A 14231-nucleotide genomic window follows, 5' to 3' on the forward strand; every position below is an offset into this window, starting at 1 on the left:
GGTGCTTAACCAAATTCAAGTGCCTTGCCGTAAAGTGCGCCGCATTTGCCAGAAATCAATATAGACTGCCTCCCAATGCAGACAACCAGCTATCCCATGAAGACTAGAACGCAGCACACCTTTCAGGCCTTGATCGCCGCAGCGGCCCTGGCCCCCTTCGCCGCGCTGGCGCAGGACGCCTCCGAAATTGAAATCCTGCTGCAGCGCTGTTCCGTGCTCGGCGACCCCAGCGCCCGCCTGGCCTGCTACGACGCGCTGGCCAAGAAAGGCCCGCTGGCCTCCACGCCGCCCGCCGCCGGCGCAGCGCCAGGCACGCAGGCGGCGCCGGTGGGCGAAGCGGCAGCGGTGATCGCGCCGGCCGTGGCGGCAGCCAAGGCCGAGGCGGCGCCCACCGCCATGGCGGCGGTAGAAGCCGCCGAGCCGGAAAAGGAATTGTCGCGCATGGTCCAGCGCTGGGAGCTGGACCAGCCGTCCAAGCGCGGCGTGTTCTCGTTCAGCCCGCACCGCGACACCTATCTGCTGCTGGCCAACTACAGCAACGGCACCAACGACGGCCCGTTCAAGGATTTCACGCCGGCCGGGCTGAAAAGCCAGCACGTGGAGCTGAGCTACCAGCTCAGTTTCAAGATGAAGATGATGGAGAGCATCGCCAACAGCCCGTTCGACCTGTGGTTCGCCTATACGCAGCAGAGTTTCTGGCAGGCTTACAACCGTTCCGCGTCCAGTCCCTTCCGCGAGACCAACTACCAGCCCGAGCTGATGGCCGTGGCGCCGCTCAATTTCGGCGTCGGCGACGCACGCCTGCGCTATGTGAATTTTGGCCTGGTGCACCAGTCCAACGGCCAGACTTCCACGCTCTCGCGCAGCTGGAACCGGCTGTATGCCGAAGTGGGCGGCGAATGGGGCCAGCATTTCAGCGCCACGGTGCGCCTGTGGCAGCGGCTGGACAACGCCAAGTCGGACAACGACAACATCGACATCAGCCAATACATGGGGCGCGGCGACGTGCGCGTGGCCTACCGCAACGCCGGCCATGAATATTCGCTGCTGGCGCGGCGCAACCTGAGCACTCACCACGGCTTCCTGCAGCTGGGCTGGAACTTCCCGCTGCGCGACAATCTGAAGGGCTACCTGCAGGGCAGCTCGGGCTACGGCCAGAGCCTGATCGACTACAACTACGCCCAGATGTCGATCGGCGCCGGGGTATTGGTGGAATTCTAGCGGCCGGGCGAGCCGCGCAGCACGCGGGCCGGCAGCATGACGATGGCCCGCAGCAGCTCGAACACCGCTTCCACGCCAATGCCGATCAGGCGGAACGGCAGCAGCACCAGCCAGACCAGCGGGTACAGCAGCAAGGCCAGCAGGGCCAGCGGCCAGCACAGAAACAGCAGAACCAGCCACAACACAAAACTCAGCATGATGCGCTCCAGGGCAGTACGTTTTCGACAACGCTAATGTAACCGAAGTCGCCGCCCCTTCCTGCGCCATGCGACCAGCTGCGTGCTGCGCCGACAAAGGGCAAGAAAACCGGAATGAACGGTATCAAGCTTCCGGATTCTGCAGCGACAGCAGCACCGCGCGCACGGCGGACTTGAACAGCGCGTCCGGATGCTCCTTCTTCAGGTAGAAGCCCTTCAGCTCCAGGCTTGCGATGCCGTGCAGCGCGGCCCATAGCAGGCGGGCCGCCGCCGTTGGGCTGGATTTGGGCAGCAGGCCCTGCTCCATACAGCGCTCGAACTGGCGTATCAGAGGCGTGAAAGTCTCCCAGGCGGACACGCGCGACTCCAGCGGCGGAATGAAGCCGGCGATGGCGTCGCCGAACATGACCTGGTAGTAAGCCGGGTTGCGGCGCGCGTAGTCCAGGTAGGCGCGCGCGCAGATCCACACGCCTTGCAGCGCGTCCGTCTGCGCCAGTTCCGCCTCGGTGGCGGCGAAATCGCGCTTCAGGCGCTCGCAGCCTTCCAGGTAAAGCGCGTTGCTGAGGCCATCCTTGCCGCCGAAGATGGAATACAGCAGCGTTGTCGAACAATTGACGGCCTCGGCCACCTTGCGCACCGTCAGCGCAGCCGGCCCCTCCTCCACCAGCAAACGGCTGGCGGCGTCCAGCATGCCCTGGCGCAGCGCTCCCCGCAAATCTTCCTGTTCCTGGCGAAAATCGACAACTTTGGCTTTATTCATGAAGCTGGGCTCTAAAATTCAAGTGAAAAAACATCGTTTTTTCTGATAACATCGTATCAGACCTAACCCGACGGAGCATATCATGACATCAAACCACATCCCCGAGGTATTGCGTAAGCTGGCGCTGCCCGTGATCGGCTCGCCCCTCTTTATCGCCAGCGGCCCGAAGCTGGTGGCTGCGCAGTGCAAGGCCGGCATCGTCGGCTCCTTCCCTGCGCTGAACGCACGCCCGGCCGAGCTGCTGGACACCTGGCTGACCGACCTGAAGGCCGAACTGGCCGCCTACAGGGAAGCCAATCCGGACGCCATTATCGGCCCCATTGCCGTCAACCAGATCGTGCACCAGTCCAACACCCGCCTCGCGGATGATGTTGCCATGTGCGTCAAGCACCAGGTGCCCATCATCATCTCCTCGCTGCGCGCGCCGCCGAAGGAAATGCTGGACGCCATCCACAGCTACGGCGGCATCGTGCTGCACGACGTGATTTCGATCCGCCACGCGCAGAAAGCGCTGGAAGCGGGCGTGGATGGCCTGATCCTGGTCGCCAGCGGCGCCGGCGGCCATGCCGGCACCCTGTCGCCGTTCGCGCTGGTGGGAGAAGTACGGAAATTCTTCAAAGGTCCGATCGCCCTGTCCGGCTCCATCGCCACCGGCGACGCCATCCTGGCTGCGCAAGCCATGGGCGCCGATTTCGCCTACATCGGCTCGCGCTGGCTGGCGACGCAGGAATCGAACGTGGACGACGGCTACCGCCAGGCCATCATCGAGTCGACTGCGGCGGACATCGTCTACACCAATCTGTTCACGGGAGTGCACGGCAACTACCTGAAGAAATCCATCGTCGCCGCAGGGCTGGACCCGGACGCCCTGCCCGAGGCCGACAAGACGGCCATGGACTTCGGCTCCGGCAGCACCGCCAAGGCCAAGGCCTGGCGCGACATCTGGGGTGCAGGCCAAGGCGTGGGGCTGATGGAAGACGCGCCGACCGTGGCCGAGCTGGTCGGCCGCCTGGCGGCGGAATACGAAAGCGCCCGCGCCCGCCTGCTGGACAAGCGCGCGGCGTAAAGCTGGCTTACTGGCCGACGCAAATGATCTTGGTTTCGTACTCTTTTGCGTTCGGCTTCTTCTTCAGAGCCCAGGCAATCGCCTGTTCCGCCTCGGGCACGGTCAGGATGGTAGCCTTTTCCTTCGACTTGATGAAGGACACGCCCTCAAACACGCCCTCCTTGCTGCGCATCACCTTCGCAAACACAGGCGGCTTGTCGCCCTCAGAAATCTTCCTCTGCTGCACGATATAGCGGCGGTCTTCTTGTTCCATAGCAAATACTCTTTAATCAAAACCCGGAGTATACCGCCATAACCCACCCGGGGTCAGGTCCGGCATCACGCCAAAATGGCGTGATGCCGGACCTGACCCCAAAGGTTTTAGGCGAAGGCCGGGGTGTGGTGCTGGGGCTGGAGGGCGGATTCGTACTGCACTTCGCAGCGCAGGGAGGCTTGTAGCGAGGGCAAGGAGCCGCCGGCGCGGTATTGGAAGCTTACTGCCAGCACATCGCCTTCCTTGGCTTGCACGGGCTTGGCCAGCGGCAGTGTCATGTAGTGGTTGAGCCAGTCGATGGTGCTGTTGCGCTCCTGGACGACCGACAGGATGTTCTTGGTGACGAAACGCATGGCGTTCACGCAGCCGCTGCGCTCAACGACGAATTTGCCTTCCCAGCTGATTAGCATGTCGTTCGGCTGGGTGAAGTCGAGCACGCTGTACACGGCGGGCTGCGCCATCTCGACCGTGCCGGGTAGATGACCTGGGTTTCCTGGAATTGCACGATGGGCGCGAAGAAGCCCTCGAAGTCGTATTCCTGCTGCAGCGGCTGCACCGCCATGATGACCGCTTCCGGCATGAACACGGGCAGCGGGCCGCCGAAACGCTCCAGGTAGCGGCGCTTGAACGATTCGATCACTTCGACCTGCTTTTCGCGCAGCATGCCGACGTGGATCATTTCGCAGATCACCACGTCCACCGGCTCGGGCGGCAGGTATTCGAAGGCGTCGGCGTGGATGACCTCCACTTTCTCGCCGTTCGGGTTGATGGCGAGGAACTTGCGCGCTTCCTTGACCATGTCGGGATTGAATTCGACGCAGTAGACCTTGCTGGCCTTGGCTGCCGCGAAGAAGGAGAGCACGCCGGTGCCGCCCCCGAGTTCCAGCACTTTCATGCCCGGCTTGACGGCGTAGTCGATGGCCGATTTGAAGCTGTGCATGCGGTTCTGGTCCATCAGCATGTTGTGATGGTAGTGGACAGGGATGAATTGCCCCAGGTAGCAGCTCTCTATTTCACGTTCGTTCAGCATGGTTTTTCCTTGTTAGCGCAACGTAGCCATTATCTTTGCGTGCCCGGCAAAGCTAAGCGGCGAGTTGGGCTGGAAAAACCGTCTACTTTGCCGCTTTCGCAGCCAGGTGGGCGCTGATGGCCTTGGTGATCCAGGGCTTTTCCGCGCGGGTGGCGAACTCGGCGGCGTCGATGCGGAAGGCGTTGTCTTTCAGCGTGGCGTCCGCGCCCTGTTCCAGCAGCAGCTTGACGGCGTCTTCCATGCCTTCGCGCGCGGCCAGCATCAGCGGCGTGAGGCCGGACGGCGAACCGGCGTCGATGTAGGCGTGGTGTTCGAGCAGGATGTTCATGATGTCCAGGTCGCCCGCCGCGGCCGCGAAGTGCAGCGGGGTCCAGCCTTTGCGGTTCACTTGCGCGCCCTTGGCGATCATGGCCTTGACGGCGGCCTTGTTGTGCTTGAAGGCGGCCATCATCAGCGCGGTGCTGCCGTTGGCGGACTGCGCTTCGAGGTCGATCCTGGGGTGCTCCAGCAGCAGCTTGAAGACGCGGTTGGCGTCGTGCCGCATGGCGATGATGAGGGCGGTTTCGCCGCGCTCGGGTTCGTGCAGGTTGGGGTCCAGGCCGCGCTTGATCAAGTCCCCACCGTCACGGTGTTGTCCACCTGGGCGGCGCGGAAGAACGCGACGTCATCTTCGGTTTCTGCAAACGCCGGTGCTGCCAGCATCAGGGCGAAGGCGGACAGCAACAGGCGGCGTTTTGGCATCATGCTTGTTTGGCGAAGCTGAACAGTTTAAAGAAGTTGTCGCTGGTCTGCTGCGCAACCTGCTCCACGGACACGCCTTTGAGCTTGGCGATGTATTCGGCCACGTGGGCGACGTAGCCCGGTTCGTTCATCTTGCCCCGGTGCGGCATCGGCGCCAGGTAGGGCGAATCGGTTTCGATCAGCATCTGCTCCAGCGGCACTTCCATGGCCACGGCCTGCAGTTCCTTGGCGCTCTTGAAGGTGACGATGCCGGAAAACGAGATGTAAAAGCCCATCGCCATGGCTGCGCGCGCCACTTCCAGCGACTCGGTGAAGCAGTGCATCACGCCCGCCACGCCGCCCTGGTCGGTGCCGGCGCCTTCTTCCTGCATGATGCGGATGGTGTCCGCGCTGGCCGATCTTGTGTGGATAATCAAGGGTTTGCGCGTGATTCTTGAAGCTTTGATGTGGGTGCGGAAGCGCTCGCGCTGCCACTCCAGGTCGCCTTCCAGGCGGTAGTAGTCCAGCCCGGTTTCGCCGATCGCGATGATGCGCGGGTTGTCGGCCAGCTGCACCAGCTGTTCGACGCTCGGCTCCGGCGTGTCTTCGTAATCGGGATGCACGCCGACCGAGGCGTAGATATGCGGATATTGCTCGGCCAGCGCAAGCACTTGCGGGAAGTCGGGCAGGTCAACCGAGACGCACAGCGCGTGCGTGACCTTGTTCTCGGCCATTTTGCCGAGAATCTCGGGCATGCGAGCAGCCAGCTCGGGGAAATTGATGTGGCAGTGGGAATCGATAAACATGGCGTGATTGTACGCGAGCGGCCGCGCCGCTGCCAGACCGCCCGCTTAGGGCATCAGCCGGTGCGCCGTGACGAATTCGCGGATGCCGTCCGGATGCGCCTTTTTCCAGGCTTCGAATTCGGGCCGGTAGGATTCGCGGTACATCAGCAGCAGGATGGCCGCTTCCACGTCGGCCGGGCTCTTCAGGCCGCGCAGCGCCAGCAAGGCCGGCGATGCCAGCGGCGGCGCTCCATTCTCCTGCAACTCGGCCGCCACCTTCAGCGCCGTGCTCCAACCCGCCTGCTCGAGGGCGAACGGCGACAGCGTACGCTTTTCCTTGGCCGCCGCGCCCAGCGCATTGGCCTGCGCCACGGCGTAGGCCAGCCATACCGCATAGTCGCTATTGGCTTCCACCTTGGCGTCCTTGAATTCAGCCGCCATGGTGATGGTGGCCTTGCCGGTTTTGGCGTCCTGCGTCACGGACGCCAGCCGCACCAGCTGCAAACGTGTCAGCGGCTTGCCGTCTATCTTGGCCACTGCCGCCAGGCGTTCCCAGCTCGGCATCTGGCTGGGCTGCACCGCCACGGCTTGCAAGGCCGCCTGCTCCAGGCCGGCGCGGTTGCCAAGGCGGGCTTGGGTGTCGGCCAGGAAGCGCCAGGCCTGGGCGTTCTGCGGATCGACCTGGGTGGTTTTATGGAACAGCATCTCCGCCGCGATCCAATTCTTCTCCATGAAATAGGTGTCCCCTTCCATCAGGAACGCTGAGGAGAACTTCGGATCGGCCAGCTGCGCCGCGCGATATTTGGCGCGGGCGGCCTCGTACTGGCCCTGGTGGAACAGCACTTCGCCTTCGGCATAGGCCTTGGCGGCAGCGTCGTTGGCTTTGTAGGCGGGCGTTGCGGACGGATCGTCCTGCATGCGCAGCACTTCGGCGGCCAGCGGATCGTTGGCGGCCAGTTTCAGCGCGGCCCGGGCCAGCCCCTCCGCCTGCTGGCGCGCCTTGGCGGCGGCGTCGTCGGGCAAGCCCGGAACCAGGGTTTGCAGCAGGTATGCCGCTGCGGAGAGCGGACTGGAGGCGTCCGGCGACAGCTTGCGCGCCGCCTCGAACTTGTCCAGCGCTTCCTTGTACTTGCCGGCAGCCTGCAGGGCGTGGCCTTCGGACACCAGCTTCTGGCTGTCCGTGCTGCCGAACAGCTCGGCGCGCGCCGGCTGCGCTGCGCACATTCCAAGGACCAGGGCGAGGACTAATTTACGCAGCATATCGGTTCCCGCTTCAGGCGACGCGCTTGCCGAGGATGATCAGGTCGCGCTCGATGCCGTCCAGGTTGGCCACCTTGGGCAGATTGGCCCAGGTCTCGAAGCCGAACTTCGAGAACAGGCCCAGGCTGGGCCGGTTGTGGCCGAAGATGAAGCCCAGCAGCGTGTGCACGTTGATAGTCGGTGCAAAGTCGATTGCCTCCTGCAAGGCGTAGCGGCCGATGCCCTTGCCGCGCGCTTCCTCGGCGATGTAGATGGACACTTCCGCCGTGCCCGAGTACGCCGGGCGGCCGTAGAAGTTGGAGTAGGAAATCCAGCCCAGGATGGCCGGCGAGGCCGCGTCATCGTCCGCGCCCGCAGCGGCGGCCGGTTCGATCACCCACAGCGGGCGGCGCTCCGGCGTGTGGTCGTGAAACCAGGCCAGGCGCGACTCGACCGAGACCGGTTCGGTGTCGGCGGTGACTTCACGGGAGGCGATCGTGCTGTTGTAGATGGCGACGATGGTGGGCAGGTCGTTGAGTGTGGCGTTGCGGTGGCGGAAAGACATGGACGGAGGCTTAGTGATGACTTAGTGATTAAAGGGTGTGCGTGGCGCGCGACGAACGCAGCGCGGCGCCGAGGATTTCCTCGATGCGGGTGCGCACGCGCTGGCCGGTTTCGTCGTCGGGAAAATGCAGGCCGATGCCCTGCGCCTTGTTGTGGGCGGCGCTGGGCGGCGTGATCCAGGCGACCTTGCCTGCGATCGGGTATTTGGTGGCGTCATCCATCAGCGCGAGGATGAGGTAGATCTCGTCGCCGATCTTGTAGGGCTTCTGGGTCGGCACGAAGATGCCACCGTGTTTCAGGAACGGCATATAGGCCGCGTACAGCGCAGCCTTTTCCTTGATGGCCAGCGACAGCACGGAGGGGCGCGCTATCGGTACGGCATTGGGATCGATGGTGCTGCCGGTCAATTCGTTTCCTTTCAAGCGCAGCTTGCCGCGTAATCGAGCAGCATGTCCTCAATAAACAGCTTGGGCGACAAGGGATGGTCGGCAATCGCGCGCCGTTCGTTCACGCTCTTGATGGCCGCCATTACTTTGGCGGTGTGCACCTTGTCCGCCAGCCCCGCCAGCTCCTTGCGGTAACGAGGATAATAACGGATGTTGCCTGACAATTTGTAGGAAAACATATCGTACAACCAACGCTGCAGCCACGAAACGAGCGATGACAGCGGCACTTTCTGCAATTTGTCGGCTGCGCGCAGCGCCGCTTCCACGCTGGGGTGGCCCAGCATCTGCAGCAGCACGTCCATTTCCTCGCGGCTGCCGGACTCGGACTGGGCCAGCGCGGCCAGCGGCGCGCCGCCCTGCTCGCGCAGCCAGCTGTCGGCGTCGGCCACGCCCTGCGCCTTGAGCCAGGCCAGCGCTTCGTCGTGGCCCGGCATCGGCAGCGCGAACTTGCGGCAGCGCGACAGGATGGTCGGCAGCAGGCGGTCCAGGCTGTTCGAGGACAGCAGGAACACCGTGCCCGGCGGCGGCTCTTCCAGCGTCTTCAGCAGCGCGTTCGAGGCCGGCATATTGAGCGCCTCGGCCGGGTACAGCACCACCACGCGCAAGCCCTGGCGGTGGGTGGAGATGTTCATGAAGTCGGCCAGCTGGCGAATCTGCTCGATCTTGATTTCTTTGGATGGCGCCTTGGACTTGGCGGCTTTCTTTTCCTCGCCCTCCTCGCCGTCGCCCGTCACTTCGTCTTCAAAGGATTCGGGACGCACGCGGCGGAAGTCGGGGTGATTCTGCTGGCCGAACCAGCCGCAGGAGACGCATTCGCCGCAGGCATGGCCGCCCGGACCGGCGTTCTCGCACAGCAGCGACTGGGCAAAGTGCTCGATGAAATCCGCCTTGCCGGTGCCGGCCGCGCCGTGGAACAGGATGGCGTGCGGCATGCGGGCGCGCAGCGTCTGCAGCTGCTGCCAGGCTGCTTCCTGCCAGGGGTAAATTGAGGTCGTCATGTGTTGTTGATATTACAGGATGGTAGCGGCGCCTGGCGGGTTACGTGCTGCGCACTAACCCGCCCTGCAGCACTCCACGAAACCGATGGGATTAATGGAACCGTAGGGCGGCTTAGCGCAGCGTAACCCGCCGAGCAGGCCAGCGAACTCACAGCACACTGTCCAAAATGCGCGCCAGCTCCAGCTGGATCTCGGCAATGCTGCGCGTCGAATCGATCACCCGGAAGCGCTGCGGCGCCTCGGCTGCGCGGCGCAGGTATTCGTTGCGGGTGGCGTGGAAGAAGTCTTCCTTCTCGCGCTCGAACTTGTCCAGGTCGCGGGTCGAATCCAGGCGCGCGCGCGCCACTTCCAGCGGCACGTCGAACAGGAAGGTCAGGTCCGGCTCCAGGTCGGCATGCACCCAGTGCGCCAGCGTTTCCAGCTTGGCGCGGTCCAGGCCCCGTCCCGCGCCCTGGTAGGCGAAGCTGGCGTCGGTGAAACGGTCGGTCAGCACCCAGTCGCCGCGCGCCAGCGCCGGTCCGATCACCTGCGCCAGATGCTCGCGGCGGCTGGCGAACACCAGCAGGGTTTCCGTTTCCAGGTGCATCTTCTCATGCAGGAACAGCTCGCGAATCTTCTCGCCCAGCGGCGTGCCGCCCGGCTCGCGGGTGCTGACCAGCTGGATGCCGCGCGCGCGGATATATTCCGTCACAAAGTTGATGTGCGTCGACTTGCCGGCGCCGTCTATGCCTTCGAAACTGATGAACTTGCCGCTGTATTGTTTCATGTAACTCAAATTCTTTAACGTTGATACTGATTCACTGCCCGGTTGTGGTCGGTCAGGTTATCGGAAAACTGGCTGGTGCCGTTGCCGCGCGAGACGAAATACAGCGCCGCCGTCTTGGCAGGCGCCAGCGCCGCCGTCAGCGACTGCACGCCCGGCAAGGCGATCGGCGTCGGCGGCAGGCCGGCCCGGGTGTAGGTATTGTACGGGGTGTCCGTCTCCAGGTCCTTCTTGCGGATCTTGCCGTCGTATTTGGCGCCCATGCCGTAGATGACCGTCGGGTCAGTCTGCAGCAGCATGCCCAGCCGCAGGCGGTTGACGAACACGCCCGCGATCATGTTGCGCTCGGACTTCTGGCCGGTTTCCTTTTCCACGATGGAGGCCATGGTCAGCGCCTCGTAGGGATTCTTGTACGGCAGGTTGGGATCGCGCTTCTCCCACGCCTCGCTCAGCTTGGCGATCAGCATGGCGTGCGCCTGGCGGAAGATAGCCAGTTCGCTCGAACCCTTGGCGAACAGGTAGGTGTCCGGGAAGAACAGGCCTTCGGGCGCCTTGAATTCCGGCGACACCAGCGCCATCAGCTCCGTGTCGGACAGCGCAATGGTGTCGTGCTTGAGGCCCTTGTGGGCGGCCACGGCCTGGCGCATCTGGCGGAAGGTCCAGCCTTCGATGATGGTCAGCTGCTCCTGCGCGAACTCGCCGCGCACCAGCTGGTCGATTAGCCGCAGCGGCGTGGTGCCGGGCTTGAGCTCATAGGCGCCCGCCTTGAGTTTGGACGACTTTTGCGTGAAACGCGCCAGCAGGTTGAACAGCAGCGGCTGGATGGGTACGCCGGCCTCGGCGATCTGCTGGCCGGCCGCGTGCGCGCCGCTGCCGGGCACGATGGTGAAATCGATTGCCGGCTCTTCCGTAATAATCGGCTGGCCGGCCCACCAGGCAAATCCGCCGCCGGCTGCCACGGCAACCAGGAGTCCCAACACCATCGTCTTTTTTATGAATGCCATCTTTGCCAGTCACTTGCCAGTCACTTTAAGGCCGGAAACGCACTTTTTGGGTGCGTCCGGCGCGAATTCTTCTACATCACTATAATTAGGCCGTAATGATAATGCTTTAATCGTCAAATTATTGGAATTTATGAGTAACTGGAATCAACTTCTAACGCCGCAGGGCAAGCCGCTGACCCCGACCGAACTGGCCGTGGGCTTTGTTGCCGCCGTCACCGACCAGGGCCTGATCGCATTGACCGGCGCAGACTCTGCCGGTTTTCTGCACAATCAGTTGACCAATGACGTGGAGCACCTGGGCCAGGACGACGTCCGCCTGGCCGGCTACTGCACCCCGAAAGGCCGGCTGCAAGCCACTTTCCTCATGTGGCGCAACGAAGAATCCATCTTCCTGCAATTGCCGCGCGAAATCCAGCCTCCGCTGCAAAAGCGCCTGAGCATGTTCGTGCTGCGCGCCAAGACCAAGCTGTCCGACGCTACCGACGCGCCGGCCACGCAAGTGGCGCTGGGCCTGGGCGGCGGCATGGCCGAGGCCGTGCTGCAGACCTGGTTCGACCCGCTGCCCGACAAACCATACACCAAGGTCGAGCACGCGCTCGGCACCCTGCTGCGCCTGGCGAACGCCTTCGGCGCGCCGCGCTACCTGTGGCTGACCTCGGCGGACATCGCCGCTACTGTCGCGCCGGTGCTGGCCGACAAGCTGAATGTGGGCGGCAACGAGGCCTGGCGCCTGGCCGAGATCCACGCCGGCGTGCCGCAGATCACCGCTGCCACGCAGGAACAGTTCGTGCCGCAGATGATCAATTTCGAGCTGCTGGGCGGCGTGAATTTCAAGAAAGGCTGCTATCCGGGCCAGGAAATCGTCGCGCGCAGCCAGTACCTGGGCAAGCTCAAGCGCCGCACGGCGCTGGTGCGCATCGCCGGCGCTGCGGCACCCGGCGCGGAAGTCTTTGCCGAGTCCGATCCATCGCAGCCGTGCGGCATGGTGGTGAACGCCGCGCCTAACGGCCTGGGCGGTACGGACGCGCTGGTGGAAATGAAGCTGGAAGCGCTGGAACAGGGTACGGCACGAGCCAGTGCGGTGCGCCTGGGTTCGGCGGATGGCGTGGCGCTGGAGTTCCTGCCCATGCCCTACGTGCTGGACAAGCTCGACGTCTAGCATGACCGATTTGTACATTTACTACCAGGTGCGGGAGGCCGACGCGGCCGCCCTGCACGGTGCGGTCACGGCCATGCAGGCCGGACTGGCCGGCGCGTGCGGCGCCGCGCCGCAGCTGAAGCGCCGTCCGCAGGCCAAGGATGGCTTGCAGACCTGGATGGAAGTTTATCCGGCGGTGCCGGACGGTTTCGAGGCCGCGCTGCCGGCCGCCGTCCAGCAGTCCGGGCTGCTGCCGCTGACGGCCGGCCCCCGCCACACCGAAGTTTTTACGGATTTCAACTCATGTGTTTGATCGTTTTCGCTTGGCAAGTGGTCCCGGCCGTGCCGCTGATCGCCGCCGCCAACCGCGATGAATACTACGCGCGCGAAGCCGCCCCGGCCGCGCCGTGGCCGGACCAGCCGCGCATCTTTGCCGGGCGCGACCTGAAGGCCGGCGGCAGCTGGATGGGCATCAGCCAGGCCGAGGCCGGCATCGACTCGCCGCGCTTTGCCGCCATCACCAACATCCGCGCGCCGCACGAGCACAAGGCCGACGCGCCTTCGCGCGGCCAGCTGGTGTCCGACTTCCTGGCTGGCGGGATGTCGCCTGCCGAGTATATCGGGCACATCCGCGACAGTGCCCATGCCTACAACGGCTTCAACCTCGTCGTCGGCGACCGCAACACCCTGATCTGGTACTCGAACAAGGGCGGCGGCGACCCGCGCAACGGCCAGCCGCTGGCGCCCGGCATCTATGGCCTGTCCAACGCCACGCTGGATTCGCCGTGGCCCAAGGTGCTGAAGACCAAGGCCCAGTTCGCCAGCCTGCTGTGCCTGGGCGCGCCGGACGACGCCTACTTCGAAATGCTGGCCGACACCACCCGCGCGCCGGACCAGCGCCTGCCGGAAACCGGCGTGCCGCTGGAAATGGAGCGCCTGCTGTCGGCGGTGCGCATCGAATCCCCCGGCTACGGCACCCGCAGTTCGACCGTGGTCAAACTCTATGCCGATGCGCCCGCGGTCCTGCATGAAATGCTGATTCAGTAGCGTCAGGCGTCAGCCGCCCACGGCGCAAATGGCGTGCACGAGGCTGCGCAGCCAGCGGTGGGCTGGATCGGCGTCCATGCGGGGGTGCCAGAGCATGGCGACGGTGACCTGCGGCGCGGCCAGGGGCAAGGCAAAAGTGTGCAGGCCGTCGCGCAGCTTGCCGGTCTGGCGTTCGGGGACGCTGGCGATCAGGTCGGAGGCGCGGGCCAGCGCCAGCGCTGCCGCGAAACTGCCGACGACGGTGGCGACCTTGCGCTCGTGGCCTGCCTGCATCAAGGCCTCGTCTATCGCCCCTCTTTCCAGCCCCTGCCGCGATACTGCAATATGGCCGCCTTCGGCGTAGCGGGCCACTGTCACGGTCCCCTCGACTAATGCGTGCCCGGCACGGACCACGCCGACAAAACGGTCCCTGAACAGCGCGCGCGTGCGCACCTCGGGGCCGGTGGCCTTCCCCACCACCCCGGTTTCCAGGTCCACCGTGCCGTCGCGCAAGGCGGTGCTTTCCTTGTCCAGCTTGTCCACGAAGCACAGCCGCACGCCGGGCGCCTCGGCCGCGACCCGCGCGACCAGCTCGGCGCCGAAATTGTCGATGAAGCCTTCGCGCGCGCGGATGGTGAACGTCCGCTGCAAGCCGGCCAGTTCCAGCCGCTCCGCCGGACGCAATACCGATTCCGCATCCTGCACCAGCTGGCTGACGCGCTCGCGCAGCTCCAGCGCACGCGGCGTGGGCACCAGGCCGCGCCCGGCCCGCACCAGCAAGGGGTCGCCGGTCGTCTCGCGCAGCCGCGCCAGCGCCCGGCTCATGGCGGACGGACTGAGCCGCAAACGCCGCGCGGCGCGCGCAACGCTGCCTTCGGAGAGCAGCACGTCCAGCGTGACCAAGAGATTGAAATCAGTCATGCCGGGACAATAACACGCACCGCGTTATATATGGCGTTCTGTGCACTAATAAAATGCAAATGCTGCACCTTCCGCCATGCTACCGCGACGGATACCATGA

General features: G+C 64.5%; 18 protein-coding genes and 1 pseudogene. 5 read left to right on the forward strand and 14 right to left on the reverse strand.

Going from position 1 to position 14231, the window contains the following annotated elements; all coding sequences use genetic code 11:
- The first annotated feature begins 96 nt into the window (after positions 1-96).
- On the forward strand, positions 97-1221 hold the full coding sequence (locus ACFJI2_RS10845) for a phospholipase A (RefSeq protein ID WP_377705000.1): 1125 nt from the start codon (positions 97-99) through the stop codon (positions 1219-1221).
- Here the strand turns inward: ACFJI2_RS10845 and ACFJI2_RS10850 are convergent.
- Positions 1218-1418 (reverse strand): hypothetical protein, encoded by a 201-nt coding sequence (locus tag ACFJI2_RS10850; RefSeq protein WP_028833649.1) that lies wholly within the window; start codon positions 1416-1418, stop codon positions 1218-1220. The genes ACFJI2_RS10845 and ACFJI2_RS10850 overlap by 4 nt on opposite strands.
- A gap of 124 nt (positions 1419-1542) precedes the next feature.
- Positions 1543-2178, reverse strand: a complete 636-nt coding sequence (locus ACFJI2_RS10855) for a TetR/AcrR family transcriptional regulator (protein ID WP_377705001.1) — start codon at positions 2176-2178, stop codon at positions 1543-1545.
- Positions 2179-2260: 82 nt separating this feature from the next.
- Between ACFJI2_RS10855 and ACFJI2_RS10860 the strand changes: the two genes are divergently transcribed.
- Complete coding sequence (locus ACFJI2_RS10860; RefSeq protein WP_377705002.1) at positions 2261-3244, forward strand: NAD(P)H-dependent flavin oxidoreductase; 984 nt, start codon at positions 2261-2263, stop codon at positions 3242-3244.
- A 7-nt stretch (positions 3245-3251) separates the two neighbouring features.
- Here ACFJI2_RS10860 and ACFJI2_RS10865 read toward each other — a convergent pair whose 3' ends face one another.
- The 11 genes and pseudogenes from ACFJI2_RS10865 to mltG all read right to left on the reverse strand — a co-directional run bounded on the left by ACFJI2_RS10865 (position 3252) and on the right by mltG (position 11046).
- Complete coding sequence (locus tag ACFJI2_RS10865; RefSeq protein WP_377705003.1) at positions 3252-3497, reverse strand: hypothetical protein; 246 nt, start codon at positions 3495-3497, stop codon at positions 3252-3254.
- Between the two features lie 107 nt (positions 3498-3604).
- A pseudogene (locus tag ACFJI2_RS10870) lies at positions 3605-4527 on the reverse strand (methyltransferase domain-containing protein).
- A gap of 82 nt (positions 4528-4609) precedes the next feature.
- Positions 4610-5140, reverse strand: coding sequence for an ankyrin repeat domain-containing protein (locus ACFJI2_RS10875; RefSeq protein ID WP_377705004.1), 531 nt, complete (start codon positions 5138-5140; stop codon positions 4610-4612).
- Complete coding sequence (locus tag ACFJI2_RS10880; RefSeq protein ID WP_377705005.1) at positions 5137-5271, reverse strand: hypothetical protein; 135 nt, start codon at positions 5269-5271, stop codon at positions 5137-5139. The genes ACFJI2_RS10875 and ACFJI2_RS10880 overlap by 4 nt, the downstream gene beginning before the upstream one ends.
- Positions 5268-6053 carry a YchF/TatD family DNA exonuclease gene (locus ACFJI2_RS10885; protein WP_028833818.1) on the reverse strand — a complete coding sequence of 262 codons (786 nt, stop codon included), beginning with the start codon at positions 6051-6053 and terminating at the stop codon, positions 5268-5270. Before ACFJI2_RS10885 ends, ACFJI2_RS10880 begins: the two co-directional genes overlap by 4 nt.
- Positions 6054-6098: 45 nt before the next feature.
- Positions 6099-7292, reverse strand: coding sequence for a hypothetical protein (locus ACFJI2_RS10890; protein WP_377705006.1), 1194 nt, complete (start codon positions 7290-7292; stop codon positions 6099-6101).
- A gap of 13 nt (positions 7293-7305) precedes the next feature.
- Entirely contained in the window at positions 7306-7836 is a 531-nt protein-coding gene (locus ACFJI2_RS10895) for a GNAT family N-acetyltransferase (protein ID WP_377705007.1), read from the reverse strand.
- Positions 7837-7864: 28 nt separating this feature from the next.
- Positions 7865-8242, reverse strand: a complete 378-nt coding sequence (locus ACFJI2_RS10900) for a PilZ domain-containing protein (RefSeq protein ID WP_049817606.1) — start codon at positions 8240-8242, stop codon at positions 7865-7867.
- Between the two features lie 11 nt (positions 8243-8253).
- Positions 8254-9279 (reverse strand): DNA polymerase III subunit delta', encoded by a 1026-nt coding sequence (locus tag ACFJI2_RS10905; protein ID WP_377705008.1) that lies wholly within the window; start codon positions 9277-9279, stop codon positions 8254-8256.
- A gap of 148 nt (positions 9280-9427) precedes the next feature.
- Positions 9428-10045 carry a dTMP kinase gene (tmk, locus tag ACFJI2_RS10910; RefSeq protein WP_377705009.1) on the reverse strand — a complete coding sequence of 206 codons (618 nt, stop codon included), beginning with the start codon at positions 10043-10045 and terminating at the stop codon, positions 9428-9430.
- A 14-nt stretch (positions 10046-10059) separates the two neighbouring features.
- The gene (gene mltG / locus ACFJI2_RS10915; RefSeq protein WP_377705010.1) at positions 10060-11046 is read right to left on the reverse strand and encodes an endolytic transglycosylase MltG; all 987 of its coding nucleotides are present in this window, start codon (positions 11044-11046) and stop codon (positions 10060-10062) included.
- 130 nt (positions 11047-11176) lie between these two features.
- Between mltG and ACFJI2_RS10920 the strand changes: the two genes are divergently transcribed.
- The 3 genes from ACFJI2_RS10920 to ACFJI2_RS10930 are packed head-to-tail and all read left to right on the forward strand — an operon-like array spanning position 11177 to position 13231.
- Positions 11177-12205 carry a YgfZ/GcvT domain-containing protein gene (locus ACFJI2_RS10920; RefSeq protein ID WP_377705011.1) on the forward strand — a complete coding sequence of 343 codons (1029 nt, stop codon included), beginning with the start codon at positions 11177-11179 and terminating at the stop codon, positions 12203-12205.
- A 1-nt stretch (position 12206) separates the two neighbouring features.
- Complete coding sequence (locus tag ACFJI2_RS10925) at positions 12207-12497, forward strand: DUF4936 family protein (protein ID WP_377705012.1); 291 nt, start codon at positions 12207-12209, stop codon at positions 12495-12497.
- Positions 12488-13231 carry an NRDE family protein gene (locus tag ACFJI2_RS10930; RefSeq protein ID WP_377705013.1) on the forward strand — a complete coding sequence of 248 codons (744 nt, stop codon included), beginning with the start codon at positions 12488-12490 and terminating at the stop codon, positions 13229-13231. Before ACFJI2_RS10925 ends, ACFJI2_RS10930 begins: the two co-directional genes overlap by 10 nt.
- Before the next feature lie 9 nt (positions 13232-13240).
- On the opposite strand, the gene ACFJI2_RS10935 is transcribed toward ACFJI2_RS10930, so the two are convergent.
- Positions 13241-14131: a LysR family transcriptional regulator gene (locus tag ACFJI2_RS10935; RefSeq protein ID WP_377705014.1), complete on the reverse strand. Its 891-nt coding sequence runs from the start codon at positions 14129-14131 to the stop codon at positions 13241-13243.
- Positions 14132-14231: the final 100 nt, after the last annotated feature.

Origin of the sequence: Pseudoduganella sp. UC29_71 (assembly GCF_042693265.1) — a bacterium.
Lineage (GTDB): Bacteria > Pseudomonadota > Gammaproteobacteria > Burkholderiales > Burkholderiaceae_D > Rugamonas.

Bases quoted from the DNA above. Each gene is read 5' to 3' on its own strand.
- ACFJI2_RS10845 (WP_377705000.1), top strand. From the start codon at position 97: ATGAAGACTAGAACGCAGCACACCTTTCAGGCCTTGATCGCCGCAGCG.
- ACFJI2_RS10850 (WP_028833649.1), bottom strand. From the start codon at position 1,418: ATGCTGAGTTTTGTGTTGTGGCTGGTTCTGCTGTTTCTGTGCTGGCCG.
- ACFJI2_RS10855 (WP_377705001.1), bottom strand. From the start codon at position 2,178: ATGAATAAAGCCAAAGTTGTCGATTTTCGCCAGGAACAGGAAGATTTG.
- ACFJI2_RS10860 (WP_377705002.1), top strand. From the start codon at position 2,261: ATGACATCAAACCACATCCCCGAGGTATTGCGTAAGCTGGCGCTGCCC.
- ACFJI2_RS10865 (WP_377705003.1), bottom strand. From the start codon at position 3,497: ATGGAACAAGAAGACCGCCGCTATATCGTGCAGCAGAGGAAGATTTCT.
- ACFJI2_RS10880 (WP_377705005.1), bottom strand. From the start codon at position 5,271: ATGATGCCAAAACGCCGCCTGTTGCTGTCCGCCTTCGCCCTGATGCTG.
- ACFJI2_RS10885 (WP_028833818.1), bottom strand. From the start codon at position 6,053: ATGTTTATCGATTCCCACTGCCACATCAATTTCCCCGAGCTGGCTGCT.
- ACFJI2_RS10890 (WP_377705006.1), bottom strand. From the start codon at position 7,292: ATGCTGCGTAAATTAGTCCTCGCCCTGGTCCTTGGAATGTGCGCAGCG.
- ACFJI2_RS10895 (WP_377705007.1), bottom strand. From the start codon at position 7,836: ATGTCTTTCCGCCACCGCAACGCCACACTCAACGACCTGCCCACCATC.
- ACFJI2_RS10905 (WP_377705008.1), bottom strand. From the start codon at position 9,279: ATGACGACCTCAATTTACCCCTGGCAGGAAGCAGCCTGGCAGCAGCTG.
- tmk (WP_377705009.1), bottom strand. From the start codon at position 10,045: ATGAAACAATACAGCGGCAAGTTCATCAGTTTCGAAGGCATAGACGGC.
- mltG (WP_377705010.1), bottom strand. From the start codon at position 11,046: ATGGCATTCATAAAAAAGACGATGGTGTTGGGACTCCTGGTTGCCGTG.
- ACFJI2_RS10920 (WP_377705011.1), top strand. From the start codon at position 11,177: ATGAGTAACTGGAATCAACTTCTAACGCCGCAGGGCAAGCCGCTGACC.
- ACFJI2_RS10925 (WP_377705012.1), top strand. From the start codon at position 12,207: ATGACCGATTTGTACATTTACTACCAGGTGCGGGAGGCCGACGCGGCC.
- ACFJI2_RS10930 (WP_377705013.1), top strand. From the start codon at position 12,488: ATGTGTTTGATCGTTTTCGCTTGGCAAGTGGTCCCGGCCGTGCCGCTG.
- ACFJI2_RS10935 (WP_377705014.1), bottom strand. From the start codon at position 14,131: ATGACTGATTTCAATCTCTTGGTCACGCTGGACGTGCTGCTCTCCGAA.